This window comes from Pyxidicoccus sp. M6 (assembly GCF_055568925.1).
This window is the reverse complement of sequence record NZ_CM145714.1, coordinates 12,428,007-12,442,803: the sequence shown is the minus strand read 5'-3', so window position 1 is coordinate 12,442,803 and position 14,797 is coordinate 12,428,007. Positions and strand designations below refer to the sequence as shown.

General features: G+C 68.0%; 7 protein-coding genes. 5 read left to right on the top strand and 2 right to left on the bottom strand.

Annotated elements, in window-relative coordinates; all coding sequences use genetic code 11:
* Positions 1-297: 297 nt before the first annotated feature.
* The 3 genes from ACVTJA_RS49125 to ACVTJA_RS49115 are packed head-to-tail and all read left to right on the top strand — an operon-like array spanning position 298 to position 2,819.
* Complete coding sequence (locus ACVTJA_RS49125; protein WP_465831404.1) at positions 298-1,143, top strand: MbnP family copper-binding protein; 846 nt, start codon at positions 298-300, stop codon at positions 1,141-1,143.
* A gap of 16 nt (positions 1,144-1,159) precedes the next feature.
* Positions 1,160-1,669 carry a hypothetical protein gene (locus ACVTJA_RS49120; protein ID WP_465831402.1) on the top strand — a complete coding sequence of 170 codons (510 nt, stop codon included), beginning with the start codon at positions 1,160-1,162 and terminating at the stop codon, positions 1,667-1,669.
* A gap of 16 nt (positions 1,670-1,685) precedes the next feature.
* A complete protein-coding gene (locus tag ACVTJA_RS49115; RefSeq protein ID WP_465831401.1) occupies positions 1,686-2,819 on the top strand; it encodes an MbnH family di-heme enzyme in 1,134 nt (377 codons plus the stop codon).
* Positions 2,820-2,825: 6 nt separating this feature from the next.
* Here the strand turns inward: ACVTJA_RS49115 and ACVTJA_RS49110 are convergent, their stop codons facing one another.
* Together ACVTJA_RS49110 and ACVTJA_RS49105 are read right to left on the bottom strand one after the other, a co-directional pair.
* Positions 2,826-4,088: a toll/interleukin-1 receptor domain-containing protein gene (locus ACVTJA_RS49110; protein ID WP_465831399.1), complete on the bottom strand. Its 1,263-nt coding sequence runs from the start codon at positions 4,086-4,088 to the stop codon at positions 2,826-2,828.
* Between the two features lie 190 nt (positions 4,089-4,278).
* Positions 4,279-7,011 carry a toll/interleukin-1 receptor domain-containing protein gene (locus ACVTJA_RS49105; RefSeq protein WP_465831397.1) on the bottom strand — a complete coding sequence of 911 codons (2,733 nt, stop codon included), beginning with the start codon at positions 7,009-7,011 and terminating at the stop codon, positions 4,279-4,281.
* 784 nt (positions 7,012-7,795) lie between these two features.
* Between ACVTJA_RS49105 and ACVTJA_RS49100 the strand changes: the two genes are divergently transcribed.
* Both ACVTJA_RS49100 and ACVTJA_RS49095 read left to right on the top strand, forming a co-directional pair.
* Positions 7,796-11,887, top strand: a complete 4,092-nt coding sequence (locus ACVTJA_RS49100) for a M4 family metallopeptidase (protein WP_465831395.1) — start codon at positions 7,796-7,798, stop codon at positions 11,885-11,887.
* A gap of 19 nt (positions 11,888-11,906) precedes the next feature.
* The gene (locus tag ACVTJA_RS49095) at positions 11,907-14,765 is read left to right on the top strand and encodes a hypothetical protein (protein ID WP_465831393.1); all 2,859 of its coding nucleotides are present in this window, start codon (positions 11,907-11,909) and stop codon (positions 14,763-14,765) included.
* The last annotated feature ends 32 nt before the right edge of the window (positions 14,766-14,797 follow it).

Genomic DNA, 14,797 nt, shown 5'->3' with positions numbered 1-14,797 from the left:
AGAAAGCGGGGAGGGGGCATGGGTAGTGTCGGACGTCCGGGGCGGCCAGCGCCCTGGAGGGCAGGGCACCGTTTCCTTCCACACGCCGGGTTCCGCGATATGTCCCGGGCGCCGCCACGTTTCCGACCGGAGACATGGAGGGGTGTCCTGCCGTGGGCGGGAGGCGTGTGCCTTCCCGTGCCGTGTCCGACATGGCGGGCGCCGCGACAACTTGCCACAGCGGCCGGGCCGGGCCCCTCTGCTACCCATCGCCGCCGTCAGGGTGGCCCCCGCCCACCCTCCGTGGAGGTCGTCGAAATGAATGCCGTCCTGAAGTCCGCGTGCTGGTTGTTGCCGTCGCTGTTGCTGATGCAGGGCTGTGGTGACAGTGAGAGCAAGCGCACCATCCGCTTCAGCCCCCAGGTCCGCGAGCAGCCCCTGTCCTGTGGCACGAGCTACTCGGGCATCGGCACCTCGAACGGCACCATCCAGTTGCTCGACTTCAAGATGTATCTCCGGGACATCGCCCTGGTGCGCGCCAACGGCGAGCGGGTGGCGCTGGAGCTGGAGCAGGACGGCACGTGGCAGCGGGACGGCATCGCCCTGCTGGACTTCGAGGACGGCACCGGCACCTGTGACACCGGCAGCCCACAGGTGCGCCGGGAAGTCATCGGCACCGTGCCCGAGCACGACGACTACACGGGCCTGGAGTTCAAGGTGGGCCTGCCCCCGGAGATGAACCACCTGGACGGCGCCACCGCGCCCGCGCCGCTCAACTCGCCCGGCATGTGGTGGAGCTGGCAGGGCGGCTACAAGTTCCTCCGCCTGGACGTGCGCACGCAGTCCAACGAGAGCTACTACTTCCACCTGGGCGCGGCCGGCTGCAAGGGCTCGGTGGCCGAGGGCTTCACCTGCGCCTCGGACAACCAGACCACGGTGACGCTGACCGGCTTCGATTCGGAGAAGAACGAGGTGGTGCTGGACGCGGCCGGCCTCTACTCGGAGCTGGACGTGGAGCGCGTGCCGGACGGCACCACGGACATGATGGCCGGCTGCATGTCCAGCGCGACGGACCCGGAGTGCGCGTCCCTCTTCAAGCAGGTGGGCCTCAACGTGAATGGCAGCGCCCGCGAGCGGCCCGACACCTTCTTCCGCGTCCGCTGACGCCCGGGGCACCACCATGTCTGTCTTTGACCTGCGTGCCCACGCCGCGCCGCTGCTCGCGCTGGCCACGGGCCTGTCCATGGGCTGCGGCTCCGATGACGGCGGCGACACCGCTCCCACGGTGCAACGCTCGCCGGAGCTGGACGCCGTGACGCTGAAGAGCCGGCGCGGCGGCACCAGCCACGAGGCGGGCAACAACTGCATGGGCTGCCACGGGCCCAACGGCACCGCGCCCGGACGCTTCACCGTGGCGGGCACCGCCGTCACCTCCAAGCGCGAGCCCAACCCGGACGCGACGATTACCCTCTCCACCGCGCCCAACGGTGGAGGCACCGTGGTGCTGACGCTGGAGGCGGACGCGAGCGGCAACTTCTACACGACGGAGGCCGCGCCCTTCCCGGACCAGTCGCTGTACCCGCGCGTCACCAGCCGCGCCACGGCGTCCGTGAACTTCATGCCGTTCCCCACCATGTCGGGCGCCTGCAATGTCTGCCACGTGGGCAGCAACCCCGTCGACCTGGACTGAAGAAGGAGCACCCGCGATGTCTCGCGCATGGAAGATGGGGGCCGTGCTGCTCGCGCTGCTGGCCTCGGGCTGCGGCGGTGGTGACGACGCGCCGCCCGCGTACGAATGGAAGCTGCCGGCCGGCTTCCCCGAGCCCTTCGTCCCCGAGGACAACCCCATGTCCGAGGAGAAGGTGCAGCTCGGCCGGCACCTCTTCTACGACGAGCGCCTGTCCGGCAACGGAACGCAGGCGTGCGCGAGCTGTCACGAGCAGCGGCTCGCCTTCACCGACGGCCGGTCGACGCCGGTGGGCTCCACGGGGGACCACGTCGCGCGCAATGCGCCGGGGCTGGCCAACGTGGCGTACCTGTCCACCTTCACCTGGGCCAACCCGCAGCTCGAGTCGCTGGAGGCGCAGGCGCTGGTGCCCCTCTTCAACGAGGTGCCCACGGAGCTGGGGCTGGCGCCGCGGCTGGACGAGGTGCTCGGGAGGTTGAAGGGCGACGCGCGCTACACGGAGCTCTTCCGCGCGGCCTTCCCCAAGGAGGCCGACCCGGTGAACAAGGACGCCATCGTGAAGGCGCTTGCGTCCTTCCAGCGCACGCTGCTGTCGGGCAGCTCACCGTATGACCGCTACCTGCAGGGGGACGCCACGGCGATGTCCCAGCCGGCGAAGCGGGGCATGGAGCTGTTCTTCGGCGAGCGCGCGGAGTGCTACCACTGCCACAGCGGCCCGCACCTGACGAACTCCTTCCGCTCGAAGGACACGCGGCTGCCGGAGCGGCAGTTCTTCAACACCGGCCTCTACGACGTGGACGGCCACGGCGCGTACCCGCCGGACAACCCGGGCCTCTTTGAGTTCACCCGCAAGGACTCGGACCAGGGGCGCTTCCGCGTGCCGCCGCTGCGCAACGTGGCGCTGACGGCGCCGTACATGCACGACGGCAGCATCCCCACCCTGGAGGCCGTCATCGACCACTACACCTCCGGTGGGCGCAACGTGACGGAAGGGCCCTTCGTCGGCGACGGGCGCGCCAATCCCAACAAGGACCCGCTGGTGCGTCCCTTCACGCTGACGGCTTCCGAGCGCGCCGACCTCGTGGCCTTCCTGGAAAGCCTCACGGACACGGCCTTCACCGAGGACCCGCGCTTCTCCAATCCGTGGGAGTAGGGGCGCTCAAGGCAGACCGATGTGGGTGAAGCCGTCCGTGCTCAAGGAGAAGTGGCTGGCATGGTCCGCGAGCCAGAGCCCCTGGCGTGAGAACCGCCAGACGTACGACCGGGCAAGTCCGGGCACGAAGTAGCGCAGCCACGTGAGGGGCATGAACTCGTGAGAAGGCGGGATGGGGTAGATGTGCTGTCCCATCATCCTCAGGGTATCGCCCGAAACCTCGCGCCTGGGAACCCAGACGCGACCGTCCTCCACGGGGCGGTGTCCTGCCAGCTCGAGCTCCAGAAGCTCCTCGAAGTCACAGCGGAAGCGCGACATCTGCGCGAGGGGAGGCGGGACAACAGGACAAGGCGGCCGAGCCGCCAGTTCGTCGAGCAGGCGCTGCAACGCTACGCCATGGACCGCCCCAAAGCGGGTGAGGTCACGGCCCACGGCGCCTCGGACAACGATCCAGAAGTCATGGAGGACGAGCCAGACGGTGGATTGAATCGTCGAGAGGAGCATCTGCTTGAGGCCGGGCTCCCGCTGCCATGAGGAGGAGACTTCACGGCTCACAATGCCCAGCATCGTCCCCAGGTTCTGCAGGAGCAGAGGAGCGAGGTCGCGGTCGACCTCCGCTTCGAGCTCCAGTGCCTCGGCCAGGGGAGGAGCGAGCTTTCTCAGCTCTTCGGAGTATGCGTTCGAAAGGGAGTCCAGCTCCGCGCGGAGGGGAGCGGTATCCAGATAGAAGACGCACTCTGGGGTCCCTTCACGTGCCGCCAGTGCACTCACCAGCCCAGGGCGCAGTTCCTCTTCCAGGAGTTGCAGCGGGCAGTCAGGGTCGATGCGGCAGCTCAGGACCTCGCGGTTCCGAAAGATGCCGGCGAGGAGCTCCCGCATGCCTGAAGCGTAGCTGGTGGTGAAGTCGGCGAAGACATGGTCGTTCAACTCGGTGAGCGGCTCGCAGGCCTCGATGCGGCACGGAATGATGCGGAGGGCCTGGCCCCGCGCTCCGAGCTCGAGCGCGTGACCAATCTCGCGCTTCATCCATTCGCTGCCGGCGCTCGCTCGGGAGAGCATGACCACGACTGATGAGCACTTCTCGATGTTGCTCAACAGGGTGTTCGTGAGCCGGTCACCCGCGCGCACTTCCCGGACATCGAGCCAGGACGATGTGCCCAACGCCCGGAGGTCCTCGATGATGGGGAGGACGCGGCTGCGATCTCCCGATGCATAGGAGATGAAGGCTCGTTCACTCTGGCTGACCTCGGGCATGGCGGCTGCTGTCATAGGACACCGTCCTGAGCCCCGCACTGGATTCGGAGCTGGATTCGGGGGCAGAAGCACTCTCAGCCCTCGTCCTCGTGCTTCCTTCCGTGGGATGTTCCGGGGGAACTTGCGGCAGCACTCCACGCCATGCGGGCGATGGAGAGACGACTCTCGCTGAAATGCGAATGGGGACCTCCTGCGTGACGGCGCCTCACAACCGTTGCGCTGCACGAGGCTGCAGACGTCCCTGGGCGTCCTTCTTCAGCTCCTCGATATCGAGCGGCAGCATCTGGACGTGCTGCTGTCCCCACACGAGGAGGCCCGCTCCATCCTGGACGAAGCGGCACCCGTAGAGCACCCAGGGTTGTTCAATCTGCTTCTCGAGATGGAGGTCCTCCGCCACCGTCCAGACCTGGATGACTTCTCCTACCGCGGCGGCGACGCGTCCTTCGGGGCCGAAGCACACGGCCTGGTTGAAGCCCTGTGCCGCAAGGCGTGCGGTCTTCCTCCCCGAGCCATCGATTGGAACGACATCCAAGGCGGGTATCGGCCCCGCCACGGGATTGTTGGGATTGATGTCCGCGGCCACTGCAAGCTGGGCCCCGTCACTGGAGAATCTGCTGGCCATGGACCGGTAGGCGCGGTCGCTGGTGGTGATGTCCCGCTGCGTGCCTTCGTTCAGGTCGACCACGACCAGGCTTCCGACCAGCGCGATGGCGGCTCTGCGGCCATCGGGAGAGACCGAGAGACCGGAGTCCCACGGGTCAAGGCCTCGGCCCTTCGGATGGCGATAGCTGAAGGTCTTCTCAACCCAGTCCGGCCCACGCCAGAACCGCCCGTTTCCCTTGCCGTCAACGGCTACCAGGGTCTGTCCTCGTGCATCGAATGCCGCCGCCTGGGCACGGAATCCAGACCATGACGTCACGCGGACGGGGACCTTGGAGTCGCGCCACCGCCACCGCCAGAGATTCCCGCTGTCCGCCACGAGCACTTCGGTGGAGTCCCCGGACCAGGCCATGGCACGGAGCGATATCCCTGGCGTGGCAATCTCGGCCTGCTTGGCGCCCGAGCCGTCCCAGACCGTCCACCGCTTGCAGCGGTCGCAGATGCCACCATGGGCGGTTGCAACAAGACTGGCATCGTCGGTGCTCGTCACTCCCTCGAGCTCGTAGGGAACGACCCATGTCCGATTCCAGCGGCGGATGTCCCCCCAGAAGCGGAGCTGGTGGTCGTCACCGACGCTGACCCAGCCCACACCATCGGGGCCGGGGAAGACGCCCCTGACCCTGCTGCCATGGGGAAGTCGTCCCATCTCGCGGCCCGATGCGACATCCCAGAGGTGGGCGACGCCCGTCGTCTTGCCTTCCTCTCGGCTCGTCGTCACCGCGAGCTCACCCTCCGCGAGCAGCCGAGGGCCGAAGTCGGGAACCTCTCCCGTAATGGGGAGCTTCGGCGAGCGGACCCGGGTGACGGTGCTATCCCAGATGACGAGCCGTTGGTCGGCCAGTGCCGCGACGAGACCTTCCCGTCCCCACCACAGTTGCTTGACCGAGGTGAGCGGAATGCTGGAGTTGGCGTGTCCCTCTTCGGCGAGCACCTGCATGGAGCACCCATCCGTCGTCGCCAGGACGCCGGTGGGCGAAAAGGCCACTGGCGCTCGCGCCAGAAAGGGAGGTGGACATGCGGCAAGGTCCCGGTCCAAGAGCGCCTGGGGCACGGAGGCCGTCCAGGACCGCCAGGCGCGCACGGACTTTTCGGTGGCTCCCACCAGGACTCCACTCGCATCCAACTTGAGCCGGGTGGGTTCGGCACCGAGTGAGAGCTCCGTGGCGCGGATGTGGCAGTCGGCGACGTCGATACGGTGGATGCGTCCGTCCTCTGATGCGGCCGCGACGACTGCGCCGTCATGGGACACCGCGACCCGATTGAAGAGCCCCTCGAATGGCGGACAGCGCTCCTTGCCCGTTCGAGGGTCGGCCAGGGTCAGCTTGCCGTCGTGGCTGAAGTTGCTGGAGGCCAGTGCGACCAATCCACCCGTGCTGGCCGCATCCATGTCGTTCAAGAAGTGCGGGGTCTCCCAGACCTTTCGCGCCGTCCGAGCCTTGAGGTCCACGATGCAGACATCGTCATCTCCTGCCACCAGCAGATGGCCCTGGAGCGCCGTCACGTGTTGCGGCCGGCAGGGAAGCTCGAGCTGTCCCAACAGGGGCGGATACAGTGCGAGGGCGGACCTGAGGACCTGGTCGCTCTCAAGCAACTCTGGAGCGCCTTCCGCCGCGGAGAGGGCTTCCTTGAGACTCTCCTCGATTTCCACAGGAAAGCGGGTCCGCAACAGCGCCGAGCGGTTCGCGTGCCCTCTCGCGTCCGACAGCCGCTTCTGCTCCTCGTACTGACGGTTCCGTTCCCGTTCCTGTCCCCAGAGAGCGCCACTCAACGCCAGCAGGACGAGCAGCGCGGTCGTTGCTCCCGCGATGAGCGCGCGCATGCGCTGATTGACCCGGAGGAACTTCATCGCGCCGAGGATTTCCTCCACCACCCGGTCCGAGGGCTTCGGCTCCTTCCTCGCCGCTTCCAGCTCCTCCGTGTACTTGACGTGCTCGAGCCTGGGCACTCCCAGGGCGCGTGATGCTCCCTCGAACCAGATGGGGAGGATGGTCTTCTCCCCTTCGAAGCTCTCCAGCTCCCAGCGAATCCAGTCTTCAGGAGCCGAGGGCCGTGCCACCGCCCGGGTTCCGACCAGGACCAATATCCGGCTCTTCTTCAACGCCCATGCAATGCGCTGCTTGAGCGGAGTACCTCCTGGCAGCTCTCGCGCATCCCGGAAGCAGGCCACGTCCTCCGTGCGCAGGCGGTTCTCGAGGGCCATGGCATAGGCGAGCCCGTCTTCATGCCGGTAGGAGATGAAGACGTCGTAGCCGAGAAGACGCGCCCGAAGCCGGGCCATCCATGACAGCTCCAGCTCTCCATGGTGTGGCTGGGCGGTGGTCGCCCGTGGCGTGCCGTGCGATTCGGATTCCACAAGCCCCCCTGCTGGACTGCTCTTGTCATTGCCCGCGGAGTCGGCCCGGGCGGATTCCATCTTCACCGAGGACCCGCGCTTCTCCAATCCCTGGGAGTAGACGCGCTGCGAGGCATTGAAGGGCCCGGGCCTGTCTGGGAAAGGGCCGCCGGTCTGCGCTGGAGTCCCGCCCGGGCCATCCCGTCACGGCCGGAGTCTGGGATTGCCGGGGCGCGCGCTCCCCACCCGCTGCGTTGCCGCCACCCGGCCCGCCCCGGACCTGTGGATCTCCGTCGCTCACCCCGGACCCATGGGGCCGCCGAGCCTCACCCGCACCTACATGACGCAGTGCAAAATCGCCGCACTCCATGTGTTTCTCGTGGCCGAATCGTGGCTTTTGGGGTCCGCCCCCATTCTTTTTGATTTTCGACTCTGTATACTCCGCAAAAGTTACACTGATGGTGGAACGTTTGGGGCGCAAGCCTGGGGCTGTACGGACTCTCCTCCATGAGTGTGGCCCTTCCGAAGGAGGCACGCCCCCTGCGGTGCCGATGGCGGGAGTTCCCCCTGAACGCAGTACGGCGGAGTCAATTCCATGTCCAAGCCGTGGCCTCGCTGGCCTCTGCTCCTCGCCGGTCTCTGCACGGCGAGCTCATCCCTCGCGGCTGAGAAACTCACTCCCGTTGCCCAGCCCGCGCTGGTGCAGCTCAAGGCCCGGGAGTCGGCCCGTGTGGCTGAATCCCTGTCAAACCTGAAAGCCCAAAGCCTGAAGCTCGGGCTGAGCTCGAGGGATGACTTCCAACTCGTCAATTCCAACACGGACCGTTTTGGCCAGACGCACGCGCGCTTCGCCCAGACGTACCAGGGCGTACCGGTATGGGGCGCCATGGCCATCACCCACCAGGGTGTGGCCGCCGGGGAGATGAGCATCACCGCGGACGGCCTGCGCAAGGGCATCCGCCTGGACGTGAAGCCCTCGCTCGACGCGAAGTCGGCGCTCGCGAAGGTCACCCAGGAGCTGGCGCCGAAGGGGGAGTACAGCGTTTCCCCCAAGAGCGAGCTCGTCGTCTATCCGCTGACGCAGTCGGTGAGCCGCTACCCCGAGAAGCCGCGCGCGAAGCAGAACGCGGCGGACTTCACCGAGCAGGTGGTGGGCTACCGGCTCGCTTACCACGTCCACACGGAGCTGGAGAACCCGAAGGACGGCGTCAAGCACACGGACTTCATCGTCGACGCGCACTCGGGTGACGTGCTGAAGAAGTGGAGCTCGCTGCAGACGGCCGCCGCCAAGGGCGTCGGCCACTCGCAGTACAGCGGCGACGTCCAGCTGGACGTCTTCCAGAATGCCCAGGGCGCCTTCGAGCTGCGCGACGTCACGCGCACCGGCGGCCCCGGCATCCGCACCTATGACGTCAACCACGCCGAGGTGCAGGACGGCGAGGTGCCCACGCTCGTCCTCTACACGGACCCGGACAACGTCTGGGGCGACGGGCAGAACTTCGACGCCGATGTCGACGAGACGCAGAGCGCCAACGGCCAGACGGCCGCCGTCGACGCGCACTTCGGCCTGCTGTCCACGTGGGACTTCTACAAGAAGAACTTCGGCCGCAGCGGCATCGACGACCTGGGCACGCCCACCTACAACCGGGTGCACGCCAGCAGCTACTACGACAACGCCTTCTGGAGCGACGGCTGCTTCTGCATGAGCTACGGCGACGGCTCGTGGCCGGCGGACCCGGCCGGCTTCAAGTCGATGGCGGTGCTCGACGTGACGGGCCACGAGATGAGCCACGGCGTCATGTCCCACACGGCCGGCCTCATCTATGACGGCGAGTCCGGCGGTCTGAACGAGGCCAACTCCGACATCTTCGGCACCCTGACGGAGTTCTGGGTGGCCAACGGCCGCGGCAGCAGCATTGGTGACACCGGCGGCAACTGGCTCATGGGCGAGTCGCTCAACGAGTTCCCGCTGCGCATCATGTTCCGCCCGTCGCTGGACGGCGCGAGCGTGGATGCCTGGTACCCCGGCATCGGCAACATCGACGTGCACTTCAGCAGCGGCCCGATGAACCGCGCCTTCTTCTTCCTGGCCCAGGGCGCCCAGCCGGTGGTGATTGGCACCGACTACTCCAGCACCTACCTGCCCGAGGGCATGAGGGGCATCGGCAACGACAAGGCGGCGGCCATCTGGTACCGCGCCATCACCACGTACCTGTTCCCCTCGTCCAACTACCTGTCGGCCCGCACCGCGAGCCTCCAGTCCGCGGCGGACCTCTTCGGCGCCCAGTCCAACGAGTACCGCGCGGTGCAGAACGCCTTCGCGGCCATCAACGTGGGCTACACCGCCGACACGTACGATGACCGCACGGCCCCCACCGTCGTGGCGAGCGTCTCCGGCTCCGCGCCCAACCTCCAGCTGCACGCGCAGGCCGACGACAACGTCGGCGTGGCCCGCGTGGAGCTCTACGTGGACGGCGCCCTGGCGGGGACGGTCTACTCCCAGCCCTACCAGCTCCCGCTGGACACCACCTCGCTGTCCAACGGCTCGCACGAGTTGCTCGCGGTGGCCTTCGACACGGCCGGCAACCAAGGCGCGTCCAATCCGACGAGCTTCAACGTCACCAACAGCTTCTCGCAGTTGCTCACCGACCCGGGCTTCGAGCTCGCCGGCGAGGGCTGGACGGCGGACCCGCCGGAGAACATCAACTTCCCGGTCTCCTCGGGCACGCACTCCGGCCAGGGCTACGTGTGGCTCAACGGCTGGGGTTCCACCCACGTGGACAAGCTCTGGCAGGACGTCACCATTCCCGCCGGCGCCAGCCGGGCCGCGCTGACCTTCTTCCTCAACCTCACCACCTCCGAGACGACGACCACCGCCGTGCGCGACACGCTGACGCTGCAGGTGCGCAACACCTCCGGCACCGTGCTGGCGACGCTGGCGACGTGGTCCAACCTGGACACGACGGTGGGCTGGGTGCAGCAGAGCGTGGACCTGACGGCCTACGCGGGCCAGACGGTGCGCGTCTACCTGGAGGGCAACGAGAACGCCACCGTTCCCACCAACTTCCAGTTGGATGACTTCTCGCTGCGCGTCATCACCGGCGCGGACGCCGAGGCGCCCGTGGTGAAGGCCAACGTGACCTTCTCCGGCACGCGCGTGGCCTACTCCGCCGAGGTGTCCGACAACGGCTTCGTCAGCCCGGTGGAGTTCCTCGTCGACAACGCGTCCGTGGGGACCTCGCCGAGGTCCTTCTCCAGGGTGGTGAACCTCTCCACGCTGACGTCCGGCGCGCACACGCTCGTGGCCCGGGCCACGGACGCGGCGGGCAACGTGGGCACGTCTCCCTCGGTGACGTTCTATGTGGACTCCACCGCCCAGCAGCTCGTGCTCAACCCCAGCTTCGAGACCTCCGCGAGCTGGACGCTGGCGACGACGCTGTCGGGCTCGGCGGGCTTCCTCAACGTCCCGTCCTTCGCGCACTCGGGCAACCGCTTCCTCATCTTCTGGACCAACGCGGGCCCCGCGCTGCACTCGGCCCGGCAGAACGTCACCATCCCCGCGGCAGCCACCTCGGCCATCTACAGCTTCTGGGTGCGCATCTACAACGGCGCGTTCACGGACACCGTGGCCCACCACACCCTCGTCGCGAAGATTCGCGACGCCGGTGGCAACGACCTGGCGACGCTGAAGTCGTTCTCCAACGTGGATGACACCGACGCGCAGTACTTCCAGCACCGCTTCGACCTGACCCAGTACAAGGGCCAGACGATTCAGTTGTACTTCGAGGCGGACCAGCGGGCGGCCCCGCAGGTTCCCGGCGCCAACACCCAGTTCTTCGTGGATGACGTCAACCTGAACACCTCGCAGCAGGCCGACATCCAGCCGCCCGTGCTGGCCGCCTCCGTCGACGGTAGCTACGGGACGGTGCGGCTCCTGGCGAGCGTGAGCGACAACGTCTGGACGTCCAGCCTCGAGTTCCTGGTGGACGACGTCCCGGTGACCACGTTCGCGGACGCCCAGGGCAGCTACGCGGCGCCGTTCGACACGGCGAACCTGTCCAACGGCCCGCACCAGTTCAAGGCGAGGGCCACGGACAAGGGTGGCAACGTGACGGAGCGCACCGTGACGTTCGAGGTGCACAACTCCACCATCGAGGACCAGGGCGCGCCGCACGTCACCGCCAGCGTGGAGGGCCTGTACGAGAACTACACGCTGGTGGCCGAGGCCACCGACGACACGGGTGTGACGGTCGTCGAGTTCTACGTGGACGGCGCCCTCAAGGGACAGACGTCGTTCGCGCCGTACACGCTGCCGCTGTTCCCGATTCCGCTGGCGGCGGGTGCGCACACCCTGGAGGCGGTGGCGTACGACGCGTACGGCAACTCGTCCAGGGCGACCACCACCTTCACGCTCCAGCCCGTCACGGTGGAGCTGGCGTCGGCGACGTACGTGGTGCCGGTGGGCGGCAACGTCACGCTGCAGGCAAGCGTGGCGAACGCGGTGAACACGGCGGTGACCTGGTCCGTGGCGGAGGGCCGCATCTGCGGCACCGTCAGCGCGGCCGGCGTCTACGCCGCGCCGGTGGTCCGTGGCCAGTGCCACGTGTCCGCGGCGAGCGTCGTGGTACCGACGGCGAAGGCCGTGGCGACCGTCCAGGTCTTCACGGGCGACATCAATGGCGACAGCGTCGTGGACGGAGAGGACATGGGCCTGCTCGCGCAGGACTACGGCACCAACGGCTCCGAGGAGACGAACCTCGACGGCGCCGGCTCCGTGAACGACAACGACATCACCCTCTTCGTCAGCCAGTTCGGACGGTAATCACCCCATGAAAACGTGGATGAAGCTCATTGTTCCGCTCCTGATTGGAGCGCTGGCTGCCTGCTCCGACCCCAACTCGGGGCCGGTGACGGTGACCCCGAAGAGCGTGACGGTGAAGGCCGGCGAGAAGACGACCTTCACCGCCTCGGTGGAGGACGCGGACGAGCCGCACGTCCTCTGGTCCGTGGAGGGAGGCGACTCCCACGGCACCATCACCAGCACGGGCGTCTACACCGCGCCCGCGGAGGCCGGTACGTACACGGTGGTGGCCACCAACGCGGTGGACACCTCGAAGAAGGACACGGCCACCGTCAAGGTGGAGGCCGTACAGACGCCGACCGTCGTCGTGAAGGTAACCCCGGAGACGGTGTCCATCGGTCAGGGCACCACCACCAACTTCACGGCGGAAGTGTCCGGTTCCTCCATCACCGCGGTGCAGTGGTCCGTGGAGGGTGAGGGGAACGGCATCATCACCAGCACGGGCGCGTACGTGGCGCCGCACAAGTCCGGCACGTTCACCGTGACGGCCACCAGCGTGGCGGACCCGACGAAGAAGGCCTCCGCCGCCGTGACGGTGGAGCCCGTCGTGGTCGAAGAGGTGAAGGTGACGGTGAGCCCCACGCAGGGCACCACCACCTGGGGCGGCTCCGTCCACCTGACGGCCGAAGTCTCGGGCACCAACAACCTCGCGGTGCTGTGGAGCGTGGAGGGTGGCGACGAGAACGGCTACGTCAGCAGCACGGGCGTGTACCGCGCTCCGGAGAAGACGGGCACGTTCACCGTGACGGCCACCAGCGTGGCGGACCCGACGAAGAAGGCCTCCGCCACCATCCGCGTGGACCCCATCGTCGTGGAGGCCGTGGTGGTGACGGTCTCCCCGAAGACGGCCACGGTGTCCGCGGACGGCTCCGTGAGCCTGTCCGCGTCGGTGACTGGCACCAACCTCACCGCGGTGCAGTGGGCGGTGGCGGGTGGTGACGAGAACGGCACCGTCAGCAGCACGGGCGTGTACCGCGCTCCGCGCCGCGGGGGCACGTTCACCGTGACGGCCACCAGCGTGGTGGACCCGAACAAGTCGGACTCGGCCACCATCACCGTGGAGCCGATTGTCGTTCCGGACGTGGTGGTGAGCGTCACTCCGAAGACGGCCACCGTGTCCGTGGACGGCTCCGTCAGCCTGTCCGCGTCGGTGACTGGCGCCACCGTCACCGCGGTGCAGTGGAGCGTGGTGGGTGGTGAGGCCAACGGCACCGTCAGCAGCACGGGCGTGTACCGCGCGCCGCACCAGGCCGGCACGTACACCGTGACGGCCACCAGCGTGGCGGACGCGACGAAGTCCGACTCCGCCACCATCACCGTGGAGCCCATCGTCGTTCCGCCGGTCGTGGTGACTGTCTCTCCGAAGACGTCCACGGTGTCCGCGAACGGCTCCGTCATGCTGTCCGCGTCGGTGAGCGGCACCAGCAACACCGCGGTGCTGTGGACCGTGGTGGGTGGTGACGCCAACGGCTACGTCAGCACCACCGGTCTGTACCTGGCCCCGAGCACGTCCGGCACGTACACCGTGACGGCCACCAGCGTGGCGGACCCGACGAAGTCCGACTCCGCCACCATCACCGTGGACCCCATCGTCGTTCCGCCGGTCGTGGTGACGGTCTCTCCGAAGACGGCCACGGTGCTCCAGGGTGGCTCCGTCAAGCTGTCCGCCTCGGTGACCGGCACCAGCAACACCGGGGTGCAGTGGACCGTGGCGGGTGGTGACGCCAACGGCTACGTCAGCAGCACGGGCGCGTACCTGGCTCCGAACAAGGCCGGTACGTTCACCGTGACGGCCACCAGCGTGGTGGACCCGACGAAGTCCGACTCCGCCACCATCACCGTGGACCCCATCGTCGTTCCCGAGGTGGTGGTGAGCGTCACCCCGAAGACGGCCACGGTGGGCGCGGACGGCTCCATCAAGCTGACCGCGTCGGTGACGGGCACCAGCAACACCACGGTGGTGTGGACCGTGGCGGGTGGTGACGCCAACGGCTACGTCAGCAGCACGGGCATGTACCGCGCGCCGCACCAGGGCGGCACGTACACCGTGACGGCCACCAGCGTGGCGGACCCGACGAAGTCCGACTCCGCTACCATCACCGTGGACCCCATCATCATCCCGGGCGTCGAGGTGACGGTCACCCCCGCGACGGCCACCGTCGACCAGGGCGCTTCCATCACCCTCACGGCTGAAGTCACGGGCACCAACATCGTCGCGGTGCAGTGGTCCGTGGAGGGCGGTGCCGCCAACGGCACCGTCACCAGCTCCGGCGTGTACACGGCGCCGAACAAGCCCGGCACGTACACCGTGACGGCCACCAGCGTGGCGGACCCGACGAAGAAGGCCTCCGCCACCATCACCGTGCCCGTCGCCGGCACGGTGAAGTACGTGGACCCCACGGGTACGGGCTGGCGCCTGGTTCGCAACGCCAGCCTGTCCTCGGGCAACACGCTGGTGCTGGACCTGGTGGGCCCCACGGGCCAGTCCGGCCGCGGCGCGGACCTGACGCTGGCGCTGAACCCGGCCCTCGCGTCCTGGTCCACGGTGGACGGCTCCGAGTACGTGGCCAACCGCGGCTACGACCTGGGCGCCGCGCCCCACCTGCTCAAGTCCGCCGCGAATGGCGGCACGCTGAGCGTGGGCGTGTACCAGAAGGGCGCTCCGGCGCACGGGTACACCGGCGCGCTGCTGTCCGTGGCGCTGACCGTGAAGACCACCGCCCAGACGCCGGCCGGCACCGTGGTGCCGCTGAACGTCCTCAAGGCGCACGCGCTGCCGGCCTCCGGCTCGCTGCAGGCCATCGACGTGGCGGTGGGCACCATCACCACCGCGCAGTAGTCATGGCGCGGTAGTCCGGAGCCCGAAGCAGT